This is a genomic window from Segatella copri (assembly GCF_026015465.1).
GTDB classification, from domain to species: Bacteria; Bacteroidota; Bacteroidia; order Bacteroidales; family Bacteroidaceae; genus Prevotella; species Prevotella copri_E.
This window is the reverse complement of the sequence record NZ_JAPDUQ010000002.1, coordinates 439,139-454,320: the sequence shown is the minus strand read 5'-3', so window position 1 is coordinate 454,320 and position 15,182 is coordinate 439,139. Positions and strand designations below refer to the sequence as shown.

At 47.8% G+C, this 15,182-nt stretch carries 14 protein-coding genes; 3 read left to right on the top strand and 11 right to left on the bottom strand.

Going from position 1 to position 15,182, the window contains the following annotated elements:
- The first annotated feature begins 55 nt into the window (after positions 1 to 55).
- Positions 56 to 2,047 carry a KUP/HAK/KT family potassium transporter gene (locus ONT08_RS08800; RefSeq protein WP_264959731.1) on the top strand — a complete coding sequence of 664 codons (1,992 nt, stop codon included), beginning with the start codon at positions 56 to 58 and terminating at the stop codon, positions 2,045 to 2,047.
- A gap of 142 nt (positions 2,048 to 2,189) precedes the next feature.
- Here ONT08_RS08800 and ONT08_RS08795 read toward each other — a convergent pair whose 3' ends face one another.
- Positions 2,190 to 3,671: a tagaturonate reductase gene (locus ONT08_RS08795; RefSeq protein ID WP_022121862.1), complete on the bottom strand. Its 1,482-nt coding sequence runs from the start codon at positions 3,669 to 3,671 to the stop codon at positions 2,190 to 2,192.
- A 320-nt stretch (positions 3,672 to 3,991) separates the two neighbouring features.
- On the opposite strand from ONT08_RS08795, the gene ONT08_RS08790 reads away from it, so the two are divergent.
- Positions 3,992 to 4,966 carry a hypothetical protein gene (locus ONT08_RS08790; RefSeq protein WP_264959730.1) on the top strand — a complete coding sequence of 325 codons (975 nt, stop codon included), beginning with the start codon at positions 3,992 to 3,994 and terminating at the stop codon, positions 4,964 to 4,966.
- Between the two features lie 167 nt (positions 4,967 to 5,133).
- Here ONT08_RS08790 and rsxA read toward each other — a convergent pair whose 3' ends face one another.
- The 7 genes from rsxA to ONT08_RS08755 all read right to left on the bottom strand — a co-directional run bounded on the left by rsxA (position 5,134) and on the right by ONT08_RS08755 (position 10,802).
- Entirely contained in the window at positions 5,134 to 5,736 is a 603-nt protein-coding gene (gene rsxA / locus ONT08_RS08785) for an electron transport complex subunit RsxA (RefSeq protein WP_006848658.1), read from the bottom strand.
- A gap of 41 nt (positions 5,737 to 5,777) precedes the next feature.
- A complete protein-coding gene (rsxE, locus tag ONT08_RS08780) occupies positions 5,778 to 6,362 on the bottom strand; it encodes an electron transport complex subunit RsxE (protein ID WP_118201601.1) in 585 nt (194 codons plus the stop codon).
- A 6-nt stretch (positions 6,363 to 6,368) separates the two neighbouring features.
- Positions 6,369 to 7,043 carry an RnfABCDGE type electron transport complex subunit G gene (locus ONT08_RS08775; protein WP_264959729.1) on the bottom strand — a complete coding sequence of 225 codons (675 nt, stop codon included), beginning with the start codon at positions 7,041 to 7,043 and terminating at the stop codon, positions 6,369 to 6,371.
- A 13-nt stretch (positions 7,044 to 7,056) separates the two neighbouring features.
- The gene (locus ONT08_RS08770; protein WP_264959728.1) at positions 7,057 to 8,058 is read right to left on the bottom strand and encodes an RnfABCDGE type electron transport complex subunit D; all 1,002 of its coding nucleotides are present in this window, start codon (positions 8,056 to 8,058) and stop codon (positions 7,057 to 7,059) included.
- A 50-nt stretch (positions 8,059 to 8,108) separates the two neighbouring features.
- A complete protein-coding gene (gene rsxC, locus ONT08_RS08765) occupies positions 8,109 to 9,461 on the bottom strand; it encodes an electron transport complex subunit RsxC (protein ID WP_118139411.1) in 1,353 nt (450 codons plus the stop codon).
- Between the two features lie 2 nt (positions 9,462 to 9,463).
- Positions 9,464 to 10,306: a Fe-S cluster domain-containing protein gene (locus tag ONT08_RS08760; protein ID WP_153092510.1), complete on the bottom strand. Its 843-nt coding sequence runs from the start codon at positions 10,304 to 10,306 to the stop codon at positions 9,464 to 9,466.
- A gap of 82 nt (positions 10,307 to 10,388) precedes the next feature.
- On the bottom strand, positions 10,389 to 10,802 hold the full coding sequence (locus ONT08_RS08755; RefSeq protein ID WP_254973185.1) for a SoxR reducing system RseC family protein: 414 nt from the start codon (positions 10,800 to 10,802) through the stop codon (positions 10,389 to 10,391).
- A gap of 230 nt (positions 10,803 to 11,032) precedes the next feature.
- Between ONT08_RS08755 and ONT08_RS08750 the strand changes: the two genes are divergently transcribed.
- Positions 11,033 to 11,482, top strand: coding sequence for a hypothetical protein (locus ONT08_RS08750; protein WP_117585988.1), 450 nt, complete (start codon positions 11,033 to 11,035; stop codon positions 11,480 to 11,482).
- Between the two features lie 128 nt (positions 11,483 to 11,610).
- Here the strand turns inward: ONT08_RS08750 and ONT08_RS08745 are convergent, their stop codons facing one another.
- From ONT08_RS08745 to ONT08_RS08735, 3 genes are all read right to left on the bottom strand, one after another.
- Positions 11,611 to 13,119 (bottom strand): glycoside hydrolase family 10 protein, encoded by a 1,509-nt coding sequence (locus tag ONT08_RS08745; RefSeq protein WP_264959727.1) that lies wholly within the window; start codon positions 13,117 to 13,119, stop codon positions 11,611 to 11,613.
- Positions 13,120 to 13,156: 37 nt separating this feature from the next.
- Positions 13,157 to 13,804, bottom strand: a complete 648-nt coding sequence (locus ONT08_RS08740; RefSeq protein ID WP_117585997.1) for a trimeric intracellular cation channel family protein — start codon at positions 13,802 to 13,804, stop codon at positions 13,157 to 13,159.
- Between the two features lie 68 nt (positions 13,805 to 13,872).
- Entirely contained in the window at positions 13,873 to 15,147 is a 1,275-nt protein-coding gene (locus ONT08_RS08735; RefSeq protein WP_264959726.1) for a replication-associated recombination protein A, read from the bottom strand.
- Between the last annotated feature and the right edge of the window lie 35 nt (positions 15,148 to 15,182).

Here is a 15,182-nt window from a genome sequence, read left to right as displayed (position 1 = left end):
AGGACATTTTCATGTCCCAAAAAGGATAATATTTAATTTAAATAAGAGAAGAAAAATGAAAGAAAAAGCAGAAAGTTCAGTAGCCTGCAATCATCACAAAGTAGGCTTTCTGGGATTGCTCGTTACATTAGGCATTGTATTCGGAGACATCGGAACATCACCTCTCTATGTGATGAAGGCTATCCTGCATACGGGCGAAAGCATCAGCGAGAGCACCATCCTGGGTGCACTGTCATGCATCATCTGGACACTCACCCTCCAAACCACCATCAAATATGTATGCGTGGCGCTACGTGCCGACAACAATGGCGAGGGAGGCATCCTCGCCCTCTATGCCTTGCTGCGCCGACTCAAGAGCAAGTGGATTTACCTACTGGCCATCATTGGCGCAAGCACCCTGCTGGCAGACGGAATCATCACCCCTGCCATCACCGTGACCACAGCCATCGAAGGACTCGAAAGCATCAGTCCCAACCTGCCAGTCATCCCCATCACCCTGGGCATCATCACCATCATCTTCTTCGTGCAGCGGTTTGGCACAGAGAGTATTGGCAAATCATTTGGCGTATTTATGCTGCTATGGTTCCTGCTGCTGGGCGTGGTGGGAGCTTTCAGCATCACGTCTTACCCATTGATACTGAAGGCTTTCAACCCCTATTATGCTGCCATGCTGCTGGCGAAATCGCCTGAATGGTTTCTGATTCTGGGTGCCGTCTTTCTCTGTACTACCGGTGCCGAGGCTCTCTATTCTGACCTGGGACATTGCGGCAGAAAGAACATCGCCATCAGCTGGGGCTTCGTAAAGACCATGCTCATTCTCAACTATCTGGGACAGGGAGCATGGGTGCTGAATCATGCAGATACGGCGCTGGCTGTGAATCCGTTCTTTGCCATCATGCCGCAGAGCATGCTGTTCTTCGCTATCATCATGGCCACGGGGGCGGCAATCGTTGCGAGCCAGGCACTCATCAGCGGAACCTTCTCCATATTGAGCGAAGCCATGAACCTGCACTTCTGGCCGCGCATGCGAATCAAGCATCCTACCCATGTTAAGGGGCAGCTCTATATCCCGATGATCAACCTCGCCATGTATATCGGCGTGGTTCTCATCATCCTGCTCTTCCGCGACTCCTCGCACATGGAGGCAGCCTACGGACTCGCCATCACCATCACCATGCTGATGACTACCCTGCTGCTCGGTTTCTACCTGCACAGCAAGGGAGTGGCACGGATTTTCACGATGCTGTTTATGGGCGCATACTGCATCATCGAAGCCATCTTCCTGACTGCCAATCTGTCAAAGTTTCTTGCAGGTGGATGGTGTACGATGCTCATTGGTGGAATCCTGTTCCTGATGATGTACGTATGGGTGAAAGCCATGAAGATACGCCGCCATTATATCAGCACCAAACCGCTGGATGATTATTATCAGATTATCTCCGACATCAAGGCCGACGAGAGCATCCCTAAGTACGCTTCCAACCTGGTTTATGTGAACCACGCCAACAAGGAAGGTGCCGTAGATGACAAGTTGCTCTACTCCATCATCAACAAGCAGCCGAAACGTGCTGACCATTACTGGCTTATCAACATGGAGTTTGTTGACACTCCTGACACGCTGGAGTACAACTGCGAGACCCTGATTCCCGACACCCTCTACAGCGTAACCATGCACATTGGTTTCCGCATAGAGCCTAGGGTGAGTCTCTATCTGCGACAAGTAGTGGAAGATCTGGTAGCAGACGGAAAGGTAGATTTGCAAAGCACCTATCCTTCGCTGCGCAAATACGGAATTCCGGGCGATTTCCGATTCATCATCATTCACCGCGTATATTACCCGGAGAGTTCAGATAATCGCCAACAGAACCTGCTGATGAGTATCTACGCTCTTATCAGCAAGATAGGTATTGACGAGCCTAAGGCATTGGGCCTCGACACTTCCATGGTAGTGGTAGAAAGAGTGCCGCTCATCATCAACCATCCGGCCATGAAGGCCAAGGTCATTAAGGTCATTAAGGATTCTGAAATATCACAAAGCAGACAATAAGCAAAAAGGCGAGGCGCTTTCACAAGCTCCCCGCCTTTAACCTATTAGCTAGAAGATTATAGCTAACAACTAACACAAAACCTTATAACTATTTTTCAAATCTTAATCGTTATTTGAACCTATGAACGAACATTTTTTTTTATTAGAGGATAGTCTTAACAGCCTCCAGCATGCCCTTCTCCTGAATAAGGTCAAGATCTTTCTTAACCAACTCGGTAAGGCCAGGAACTGTCTTGTTCAAATCCTCGTGCCAGATATAGTCGAAGCCCAATACGCCCTCAGCTACCTTCTGGGTATCGCCGGTAGCCCAAAGCTCGGTAAGCTTGTCCATAATCTTCTGGTCATCGTTTGGCTGGATAGGAGCACCATCCTCGCGAACACCACCCTTATAGTAAGTGATGATAGCAGCGAGACCGAATACCAAACCCTGTGGCAACTCGCCCTTACGCTCAAGATAAATCTTGACACCAGGCAGGTCGCGAGTCTCAAACTTAGGGAATGAGTTGAGCATGATGCTGGTTACCTGATGATCTACGAATGGATTCTCGAAACGCTCCAATACGTCAGAAGCGAACTTCTGCAGCTCATCCATAGGGAGGTTCAGAGTCTGCATCAACTCCTCAAACTGTACCTTGTGGATGTACTTGCCCAATACCGGGTGCTCGCAGGCATCGCGAACAATGTTTACACCGCTGAGGTATGTAACAGGGCTCAATACGGTGTGAGGACCATTCAGCAGGGTAACCTTACGCTCGTGGTATGGCTTCTCATTATCTGTGATAAGCACGTGGAGACCTGCCTTATGAGCTGGGAACTCCTCCTGCATCTGCTCTACTGTCATATTTTCTGCCTTCTCGATAACCCAGAGGTGGAAGCTTTCTGCCTTAACTACGAGGTTGTCCTTGTAGCAAATCTTCTGCTGAATCTCCTTGATGGTATCGCGTGGGAAACCAGGAACGATGCGGTCTACCAATGTAGCGCAAACGTAGCAGTGGTTGGTGAACCACTCCTTGAAGCCCTCGTAATCAGCACCCATATCGCCCTTCCAGAGCTCGATATACTGATAGATGCACTCCTTGAGATGGTGACCGTTGAGGAAGATCAGCTCACATGGCATCAGGATCATACCCTTGGTTGGGTCGCCCTCGAAGAACTTGTAGCGGTGGAACAAGAGCTGAACCAACTTGCCTGGATAAGAAGCTGCAGGAGCATCTGTAAACTTGCAAGAGTCATCGAATGCGATACCAGCCTCTGTAGTGTTAGAGATGATGAAACGCATCTCTGGCTGCTCAGCCAAAGCCATGAAAGCCTGGTTCTGAGAATATGGATTCAGTGCACGGCTGATAACGTCGATACGCTCCAATGTGTTGATAGCCTGGCCGTTCTCCTTACCCTGAAGGTTTACGTGATAGAGGCAGTCCTGACCGTTCAGCCAGTCAACCATACCACCAGCCAATGGCTGAACTACAACGACAGAACCGTTGAAGTCGGTCTTCTTGTTCATATTCCATACAATCCAATCTACGAATGCACGGAGGAAGTTACCTTCACCAAACTGAATGATTTTCTCTGGAGCGACGCTCTTAGGAGCAGTGCGCTTGTTTAATGCTTTTAGCTCTTTCATGATTTGTTTATTTTGTCTTTATTATTTTACTTTCCGTTTTAAATTCCAATCTATTCATCAGATTGTTTTTTTCTGAGTGCAAAGGTAGTAAATATTTCGTTTGATTGTTCCAAAAACAGCGAAAAACTTCACGCAAACCTTTACGCTCCACTCCGGTTCTATACCTTAATTATATATAGAACTGCGCAGGCACAAAATAAAGAAGTAGGGATTTTCCCCCACCCCTTTAGGGGAAATCCCGACCGTGGAAGCAAAAAACATCGTATCTTTGCACCAGAAAAAAAGAAACATGAAGTATAACAATTTAAAGATATACGATTATGAAACGAATGATAATAGCTCTGGTAGCCATGTTCATGATGACATTCACTGCCGCTTCTGCAATGAGTTATGAGCAGGCAAGACAGCAGGCTCTCTTCCTGACAGACAAGATGGCTTACGAGCTCAATCTTACGGAAGACCAGTATGAGGCAGCTTACGAGGTGAACCTTGACTACCTGATGAGTGTAGATACATACGATGACCTGTATGGTGCTTACTGGCGCCAGCGCAATATAGATTTGAGCTATATCCTGCTCGACTGGCAGTACAGAACATATCTCAATGCCACCTATTTCTACCGTCCGCTCTACTGGCATGCGGGCTACTGGCACTTCGGCATCTACGCCCGCTATCCGCGCCGCGACTTTTTCTACTTCGGTCGCCCTCACTTCTACGTATCTTACCGTGGAGGTCATAGCTGGCGAGTAAACGGAAACAGAAGCTGGTATCACGGAAAAAGATTTGGCGGCCCTCACCCAGGAGGACATCCTAGAGTAGGTATGAGAGACGGATTCAACCGTGGTGATTACGGCAGAGGAAGATCTTTCGGAAATCTGAACCGCGAGAACAGACCTCAGATGAACCCAAATCGTGGTTTCGGTAATGCAAGCCGCCCTAACAACAACGCTGGCTTCGGAAACAGCAGCCGCCCTCAGAACGGAGGCTTCGGAAATAACAACGGAGGCTTCGGAAACAGCAGCAACCGGGGCTTCGGCAATAGCAACAGTCGCCCTAACCGCGGTTTCGGCAGCAGCAACAGCAGCACTAGCAACAACCGTGGTTTCGGAAACAACAGCCGTGGTTTCGGAAACAGCAGCTTCGGAAGCGGAAGAAGTAATATCTTCGGGGGCAACCGCAGCAGCATGAGCCGTTCATTCAGCAGCGGGTCTGGCAACCGTGGCGGCGGATTCACCCCTCGCTCTTCTACACCAAGCAAGAGCAATGGCGGTGGAAGTTTCGGACACAGAAGATAAGAAAAGAGAAAGAGTTATAATTTCAAGTTTATAAAGACAGAGAGTTAAGAAAAATCAAGACCTCAAGTAAGAGAGTAAGAAAAATCAAGTACAAAAAATGGGAATTTGCATCGGTTCATACCATTCGCAAATTCCCATTATTATTTTATCAACTTTCAGTAAAAGTTTTACTCCAATCCGAAGAGCGATTTCAAACCGCCATCTACGCCCGAGAATCCCATGAAGGCGAGGCTGAGGAGCGCTGCAGTTACCATGACGATAGCTACGCCCTGCATGCCCTTAGGAATACGAACCAAAGCCTGCTGCTCGCGAATGCCGGCAAAGACAATGAGAGCCAGGGCAAAGCCGAGAGCGGTAGAGAAGGCGTAAACCACGCTCTCAAGCAGATTGTAATCCTTCTGGATAACCAGGATGGCTACACCCAGCACGGCACAGTTGGTAGTAATCAGAGGCAGGAAGATACCGAGCGCCTGATAAAGTGCAGGAGAAACCTTCTTCAGGATAATCTCTACCATCTGAACCAAGGCTGCAATCACGAGGATGAATGCCAGGGTCTGGAGATATTGCAATCCGAACGGATCGAGTACATACTTCTGAACACACCAGGTAATGATGGTTGCCAGGGTCAAGACAAAAGCAATGGCACCACCCATACCGATGGCTGTATCAACTTTCTTCGATACGCCCAGGAATGGACAGATACCGAGAAACTGCGACAAGACGATGTTGTTGACGAATATCGCAGAGATAAATATCAATAAATATTCCATAATTTCTATTTTATTTCATTGATTTGAAGCGATGCCTACGCTTACTTCTTTACCTTATTAAATATAGCAATGATGTAACCCAAGGTGAGGAAAGCTCCAGGAGGCAGGATGAACATCAGAATGTTGGTAGTCTCCGGCAACAGAGTGATACCGAATACACTACCTGCACCGAGAATCTCGCGGGCACTACCCAGGATGGTCAAACCGAGGGTGAAACCCAAACCGCAACCAATGCCATCGAAGAGGCTGGCAATAGGCGAATTCTTGGCAGCAAAGCTCTCTGCCCTACCCAGGATGATACAGTTTACTACAATCAGCGGAATATAAATACCCAGCGCCTGATTGATGCTGTCAGGAGCATAAGCGCTCATCACCATCTGAAGGATAGTAACGAAGGCTGCAATCACTACGATAAACACAGGGATGCGAACCATATCGGGTGTAATCTTCTTGATACAGGAGATAACAAAGTTGGTACAGATCAGCACCGCCATGGTAGCCAATCCCATAGAGAGACCGTTGATGGCGCTGGTTGTTGTAGCCAAAGTAGGACACATACCGAGAAGCAACACGAAGGTTGGATTCTCCTTGATGAGTCCGTTCATCAAAATCTTAACATTACTCATATCGGTTTATCCTTTCTTTTCGTTATGTTCAACTTTAGATACACCACTCTCTGCATCTGCTTTCTGAGATGCACCGCTCTCGCCGTCAACATCCTTCTTGGCATAAACGGCATAAGCCTGGTTGATAGCCTTGAGGAAGGCGCGGCTGGTAATGGTAGAAGCGGTGATGGCGTCTACTGCATTGCCACTCTTATCGTCCTTAGATACGTGGAGGTCGCCATCCTTTGGAGTCTTACCGATGATGCTACCCTTTCCGTCCTTCTGAAACCAGGTAGCAGCCTTGGCGCCCAGACCCGGAGTCTCTGAAGCCTGAAGCACGGTATAACCCATAATCTTGCCCTCAGTATCGAAACCTACGAGCACCTTCAGATCGCCACCGAAACCACCGGTTGTACTCTCTACGGCAGCACCCAGCTGCTTGCCGCTCTTGTCTGAGCACTTATGTATGGTGAAAGAGAATTCCTTACCGCCAAACTCCTGCTTCACCTCTTCAGGCTCAGCCACCTGGAGTTCTTCAGTACCCATCACGCTCTTGATACCGGCAGCCAGACTCTGTGCAGCCTTCTCGGTGATAGGACCAGATGTAAGATGATTGATATATGCAAGAACAGCACCTACGATGAGCGCTACGCCTACGAGCACCAAAACCATGTTCTTTAATGATGATTCTAATTTCTGCATGTCTCTGTCCTCCTTATTTCTTAGCAGGCTTCTCACCGAAGCGCTTTGGTTTAACGTATGTGTTAATAAGAGGTGTGAACGCATTCATGATAAGAATGGCGAACGACATACCTTCTGGATAGCTACCCCAGTTACGGATGATGACGGTCAGCAGACCGATGCATACACCGTAGATAAGCATGCCCTTGCGGGTCATCGGAGAGGTTACATAATCAGTAGCCATGAAGATGGCACCGAGCATCAGACCACCACTGAAGATGACAGCCAGAGGATTGGCATAAACAGGATTAGCCAAATGCATCAAACCGCTGAATACAAATACGGTAGCGATGATGCTGACTGGAATATGCCAGGTAATGACCTTCTTCCAGAGCATGTAAGCCAAACCGAGCAAGAGGGCGAATGCACAAACCTCACCGGTAGTACCGGCACCGAAAGTATCGCCTGTAGCACCGAAGAGCAGGCTCATCGCATCAGGCAACTGGTTGAGAACAGAAGCATCGCCCGTCTTGATGGCTGTCTTCATGATAGCCAGCGGAGTAGCACCCGTTGCAGCATCTGTATAGCTGAGCATCTGTCCGGCAACAGGCCATGAAGTCATCTGGGCAGGGAAACTGACGAGCAGGAAGCAACGGCCTACCAAAGCGGGATTGAAAGGATTGTTACCCAAACCGCCGAAGCTCATCTTACCTACCCCGATGGCAAATAGGGCACCGATGATGATGATCCAGAGAGGAAGGTTACTTGGCAAGTTCATGCCGAGCAAGAGACCGGTAATGATGGCAGAACCATCGAGCAAGCTGGTCTCCTCCTTCAGGAGATATTTTGTAATTGCCCACTCAAAGAAGACGCAGGCTGCCACAGAGGTGAGCAGAACAACTGCTGAACCCAAGCCGAAGAAATAGAAAGATGCGAGGATGGCAGGCACGAGAGCGATAATCACTCCGTACATGTTCTTCTCTACGCTCTCATTTCCATGAGCGTGTGGCGATAATGAAACGATTAATTTTCCCATTTTATCTTTTAAATTCTTTCTTAAATGAAATTCATTCTTGACGTGAACGCTTACTTCTTGGCGTTGCGAGCTCGGATGATGCCCATTACCGCACCCTTACCATTGATAATATTATCGAGGATAGGACGATGTGAAGGACAGGTGAACTGGCATGAACCGCAGGCAATGCAGGATGTTACCTCTTCTGCCTCAAGGCGCTCATAATCCTTCACTACGCTCAAGGTAGCGAGCAAGTATGGCTCCAGACCCATTGGGCAGGCATCCACACACTTGGCACAACGGATACATGGCTGAGCCTTCTTGCGATGAGCATCAGCATCGGTCAATACGGTGATGGAGTTGGTACCCTTGGTTACAGGCACATCGAGACTGATTACAGCCTTACCCATCATCGGACCACCAGCCAATACCTTGTTGTCACCCTCAGGCAAACCTCCGCAATTCTCAATCATCTGAGAGAATGGAGTACCCATACGTACGAGGAAGTTGCCCGGGTTCTTCACCTGCTTGCCGGTAACGGTAGTATAGCGCTCGAAGAGAGGTTTATTCTTCATAACTGCCTGATAAACAGCGAAAGCAGTACCTACATTCTGAACAATTGCTCCAACGTTGACAGGGATAGCTGGAGGAGCAGGAACCTGACGGCGGATAACGGCATCCACCAACTGCTTCTCACCACCCTGAGGGTACTTTTTAGCCAGAGGTACAATCTCGATACGGGAGTCATTGGCTGTCTTTTCCTCGAAGAGTTTGATGGCAGCAGGCTTGTTGTCCTCGATACCGATGTAGCCCTTCTCTACCTTAGCCGCCTTCATCAGGAGGTTCAAACCAACGAGAATCTCATCGGCATGCTCCATCATCAGGCGATAGTCGGCTGTGATATAAGGCTCACACTCTACACCGTTGATGATGACGCACTCAGCCTTGGCTCCTGGAGGAGGACAAAGCTTGATGAAGGTAGGAAAACCGGCACCACCCATACCAGTGACACCTGCTACCTTGATGCGGTTTACGATTTCCTCTGGAGTAAGCTCAGTATGAGCCTCAAGCGTCTCGAGTTTATCAGAGCGGTCGATACTCTCCTCCCACTCATCGCCTTCTACATTAATAATAATACAAGGCTTGCGATAACCGGTAGCATCAATAGATGTATCTACCTTGAACACAGTTCCTGATACGGAACTGTAAATAGGAGCACTCACAAAGCCACCAGCCTCAGCAATGAGTGTACCCACCTTCACCTTGTCGCCCTTGGCTACTACAGGCTTGGCAGGAGCACCGATGTGCTGACCAAGTGGGAAAATAGCCTGCTTAGGGAGAGGAGCTACCTGAGTAGCCATCTCGGCAGTAATCTTATTCTCTTCTGGGTGAACTCCACCAATTCTAAAAGTTCTCAAATTCATGATTATTCCTCCTTTTTCTTAACTGGGAAATTTACTTTTACGAGAGCACCTGTTGGGCATTCATCAACACACTTGGTACACATGCGGCACTTATTGAAGTCAACATAAGCCACATTGTTTTCGATGGTGATAGCATCAAACTTGCAGACCTTCTGACATTTACCGCATCCGATGCAAGCAACGCTACAAGCCTTCTTGGCAACAGCGCCCTTGTCGTGGTTTACGCACTGAACGTAAACTCTACGGCCCTTAGGACCCTTCTTGCGGAGCTCGATGATATGACGTGGACAAGCGTTGGCGCAAGCACCACAACCCGTACACTTCTCTTCATCAACCTCAGGAATGCCAGTTTCAGGATTGATAGAGATTGCGCCAAACTGACAGGCAGCCACGCAATCGCCACAACCCAGACAGCCGAACCCGCAGCCTGTTTCGCCAGCGCCACATGAATTCATAGCTGCACAAGTGTGCAAACCATCATACTCGGCAATGCGAGGACGATTCTCGCAAGTACCATTACAACGTACCACAGCCACCTTTGGCTCGGTATTGGCTACTGCCATACCTAAAAGGTCGGCTACCTTGCCCATCACGTCGGCACCACCTACCGGACACATCAGTCCATCGATAGAACCGGCATCAGCACCCTTCACCAGAGCTGCGGCCATACCAGAACATCCGGCAAAACCGCAACCACCACAGTTGGCACCTGGCAGAACCTCTCCTACCTGGCCCAAGCGAGGGTCTTCTTCGACGGCAAACTTCTTAGATACTCCGAAGAGAACCAGCGCTGCAATCAGCGCGATTGCTCCGAGAACCAAGACAGCAATCAAAATAAAATTCATAATTTTTTGTGTTTTGTTTTGTTATTTTCTTTGTTTTAAAATAAAGGCTCATCGCAGAAACCACAGGAGCACATCACGCACCCTACATTTCTATAGAGAAGCTCAGTTTGTTTTTAAGTTTGTTTCTGAATAAGTAGAGCACCACATAGTATGGAATGAGAATGCCCAATGCCGAGAGCGCTGCGGCTCCCTCTGAGTGAGTAGCTTTCAGTACACCCACCAAAGCGATCACCATCAGTATCAGCGGCAAGAGATAGCCATAGAAACTGGCTCTGAAGCCTACAGCCGAATCAGCAGTCACCACCACGCTATCGCCTTTGTGGTAGAGAGACGCCTCTGAGGTAGAAACCTCAATCATCTTCTCTTTCGATTCGGATGCAGTACAATGAGCAGCCACCTTGCAAGCGCTGCAGGCTGACGACTGTACGATGCGAATGCACACACAACCTTCTACTACGCTCTCTACGATGCCAGAATGTTTTATTTTGTTATTCATTTGTAATGTTGAGATTGCATTTTTGCAATTCAAGTGCAAAGATACTACATTATTTAGAAATGGCAAACAAAATCGAAAAGAAAATATAAAAAAAGAAGCGTAAACGTTATCTATACCCTGGAATCAGGCAGTTTGAGAACAAATTAAAAGCAAAAATGCTTTTTTTTAGCAACTTCTTTTGGTGATATCAATTTTTTATGTATCTTTGCATTGATTATTAAAGAATTGATATGGAAACATTAGAGCAAACAATCATGCAAGTAGAGCGCTTTATCAGAAAAGTGGCTCAAAAGTTCCCTGCGCCAGAATCTGACGACGAGACTTCTCAAATGACCGACATCCACGTAAGGGTTTCGCAAGACAGTGGCGAACTCCTGGCCTTTGACGACGATGACAACGAGATTACCCGCTGCGTTGTTGAGCAATGGATAGAAAACAAGGATGAAGACTTCTACGACGAGGTAGCAAAGCTGCTTCGCGATGTATTGCGCAAACAGGCTGATATCATAGATCATCTCGGCATTCTCAAGCCATACAGCTTTGTGCTCGAAGATGAGGATAAAGAGCATATTGGCGAGCTCTATCTTGCTGACGATGATACGATCATTGTAGGTGGTGACTTGATGGAGAATCTGGACAACGATCTGGATAACTTCCTGAACGACCTGCTGAAAGAATAAAAAATACAGGATGAAAGGACTACCCGCTCCCCCATCCCAACAAAATAAAAAACCGTTGCACTCTCTCCTATCGAGTACAACGGTTTTTCTGTTTTTAACGGTTTTTCCGTTTATATCATCTAACCAATCTAAAAAGAAATTTTCTTTTTCTTACCTTTACTTTCGTTTCCTACACGGTCGAGAGCAGTTACTACATACACATATTTCTTGCCACTCACATAAGGGATGCGATAGAAATTATCATAAGTTACTGCCTGGAGTGCAGAAACATCATTGAGATTTACCTTAGCTCCTTTCTCAAAACGGTAGATAGCAAAACGGTTCACCTGATCGCCCCACTTTTTCTTGCTAGCCTTAGGAGCCTTCCATACCAGCAGCGGACCTTTCTCGGTCCACATCAGCTTGACACCCTTTACCCCCTTTGGCGCCTTATTATCAAGGAAAGGCATAGAGGGTGGCAATGCTGGATACTTCCAATAATTGTTGCGGAGTGTATGTCCGATATTACCTACATTATCGGCAGCAGTCTGCGCATACCAGAGCACAGTGCCCTTCACATTATTCATCTGCTGATGCAAACGGTGCTTGGCAGGCAACTGATGACTGCGCGGATTGACTGGATCAGCAAACTTGGCTGTACGCTCTATATCTTCACCTATATATAATGGGCGGTTGCCAGCATGCTTATTCCACCAGGTTATGAGCGTCTTGTAATCGGCAGCACGATTGCCTATCTCCCAATAAATCTGAGGCACACAATAGTCTATCCAACCATTATTCACCCAAAGCAATACATCTGCATAAAGATCATCATAATTCTGGAGGCCGAAAGTTTCTGAACCATTAGGATCGGTACGCTTGTTGCGGTAGATTCCGAATGGAGAAACACCAAACTTGACCCAAGGCTTAACGGCATGAATGGATTCGCTGAGCTGCTTTACAAACCGGCTCACGTTATCACGGCGCCAATCACCTATGTTTCGCATGCCGCGCGACTGCTGGCGGAAGAGCTGCTGATCAGGAATCTGTCGTCCGGCCTCTGGATATGGATAGAAATAATCATCAATATGGAATCCATCAACATCATATCGGCTTACAATGTCCACAGCCACCTCGCAAACATAGTCGGCTGCAGCCTGCAACCCAGGGTTCAACAGCGTCAGCTTGCCATACTGAAAACAGAGATCAGGACGCCTCTTCACGATATTCTTCGGTGAAACCTGCTCATAGGAAGTTACGCTATGCTTGGCACGATAAGGATTAATCCAGGCATGAAGCTCCATGCCACGATTATGACACTGCTCTATCATCCACTGCAACGGATCCCAATAAGGAGAAGGAGCCTTTCCCTGCACCCCCGTAAGAAACTTGCTCCAAGGCTCTAAATCACTCTTATACAGAGCATCACACTCGGCTCGAACCTGAAAGATTATCGCATTCACGCCATCCTTCTGCAGTTCATCAAGCTGTCTAGTAAGCATCGCCTGGATCTGCTGCGTACTCTTGTCCAGATACTGTCCGTTAACGCACTGTATCCAGGCTCCACGAAACTCTCGTTTGTTCTGAGCCTTCATTGTTGCCGACGACATCAGTATCATTGCAACAACGAGCATCAAAATCGCTTTCAGTCTTTTCATCTGTTATCTGTTATTTATCAATTTCATTTTTTCCTTTTCATTCTACAGTTTGTTCTTCATCCCTCAGCTTCGGGAGTGAAATATGGTATCTTACAGCCAGCAATCGGATGGCGCAGACCACACTGAAAGCTACAATCACCGTAATATAGAGGCTCACACCCAGATAGCTCAATCCCCAATAAGCCAAACCACCGGCGACACAAGCCATCGCATAAATCTCCTTTCGGAAGATGACCGGCTCTTCATTAAGAAGCACATCGCGGATAACACCGCCTGCAGCACCCGTGATACAGCCCATGATGATGGCTACCCAAAAAGAGAAACCACATTCGAGCGACTTCTGGATGCCCGCAATATTGAAAAGCGCCAAGCCCAAGGTATCAAACAGAAACCAGGTATTGTCAAGACGCTTAAGATAGCGGTGGCAAGCAATCACTACCAACTGCGCAAACAGCGTACAAATCAGGTAGATAGGACTCAACATCCAAAACGGACGCACACCAAGCATCACATCTCGTATGGTTCCACCACCTATGGCTACAGCCACACCACAAACAAAACCGCCCAGCCAATCATAGTGCTTACTTGCTGCCAGGCGAATGCCCGAAAGGGCAAAAGCAAATGTTCCGATGAATTCTATCACACTATGAAGCGTGAGCACGAATTCAGGATCGCCATGTATCATCATTTTCTCGTATCAGTTAGTTGTTCTAAATATCAATTTCTAATTATCTATATATCTATTCTAAATCACTAATTCTTGAATCTTTCTCCCCAACAGGTAACCATCCAGTTGTAGAGGCGCTCCTCGGAAGGCGAATGCTGCGCATGCCAGAAGCGGGCATCCTTCAGTTCGTCTGGCAGATACTGCTGCTCAGTGAAATGTCCAGGATAATCGTGAGGATACTTATATCCGTCATGATAGCCCAAATCTTTCATCAGTTTGGTAGGAGCATTGCGGATGTGCAGCGGAACTGGCAGATTACCCGTTTGCCGTACAGTAGCCAGCGCATCATTAATGCCCAGATAAGCACTGTTGCTCTTCGGACTCGTGGCAAGATACACCACAGCCTCAGCAAGGGCGATACGCGCTTCGGGCCACCCTATCTTCATCACCGTATCGAAGGCAGCATTGGCAAGCAGGAGTGCATTCGGATTGGCAAGTCCCACATCCTCAGAGGCACTAATCACAACCCTACGGGCTATAAACTGCGGGTCTTCTCCTCCTTCTATCATCCTCGCCATCCAATAGAGCGCAGCATCGGGATCGCTTCCGCGAATACTCTTGATAAAGGCTGAGATAATATCATAATGCATATCACCCTGTTTATCGTAAGCCAGCGGATTCTGTTGCAACTGCTCTTCTACCATCTTGTCGGTAATCACAATCTCTGAAGATCCGGCAGATTCTACCACCAATTCCAGAATATTGAGCAGTTTGCGGGCATCTCCACCACTATATCGCAGCAGCGCGCCCGTCTCTTCCAACTTAATATTCTTTTCTCTGAGTTCTACATCCTGCGTAATGGCACGATGCAGAAGCCCTTCAAGATCAGCCTTTTCAAGCGGTTTGAGAACATAGAGCTGACATCTGGACAACAGCGGCCGAATCACCTCGAATGAAGGATTCTCGGTGGTAGCACCTATCAGCGTAACAATACCCTTCTCTACCGCACTCAAAAGCGAATCCTGCTGACTCTTGGAGAAACGGTGAATTTCATCAATAAACAATATAGGAGAAGCCGAATTAAAGAATCTACCACTCTTTGCTCTTTCTATCACCTCGCGGACATCCTTTACGCCACTGGTCACCGCAGAGAGGGTGAAGAACGGCACCTTGATGGTCTGTGCCACGATTTGAGCAAGGGTAGTCTTGCCCACTCCAGGGGGTCCCCAGAGGATAAAAGAGGATATGCGCCCTGCATCAATCATCTTGCGCAGCACGGCCCCCTCACCTACCAAATGCTGCTGTCCTACATAGTCAGCAAGCGTGTGAGGTCTCATTCTTTCAGCTAATGGTTCACTCATAGTACGTGCAAAGGTAATGAAAAAAATCGAATTCC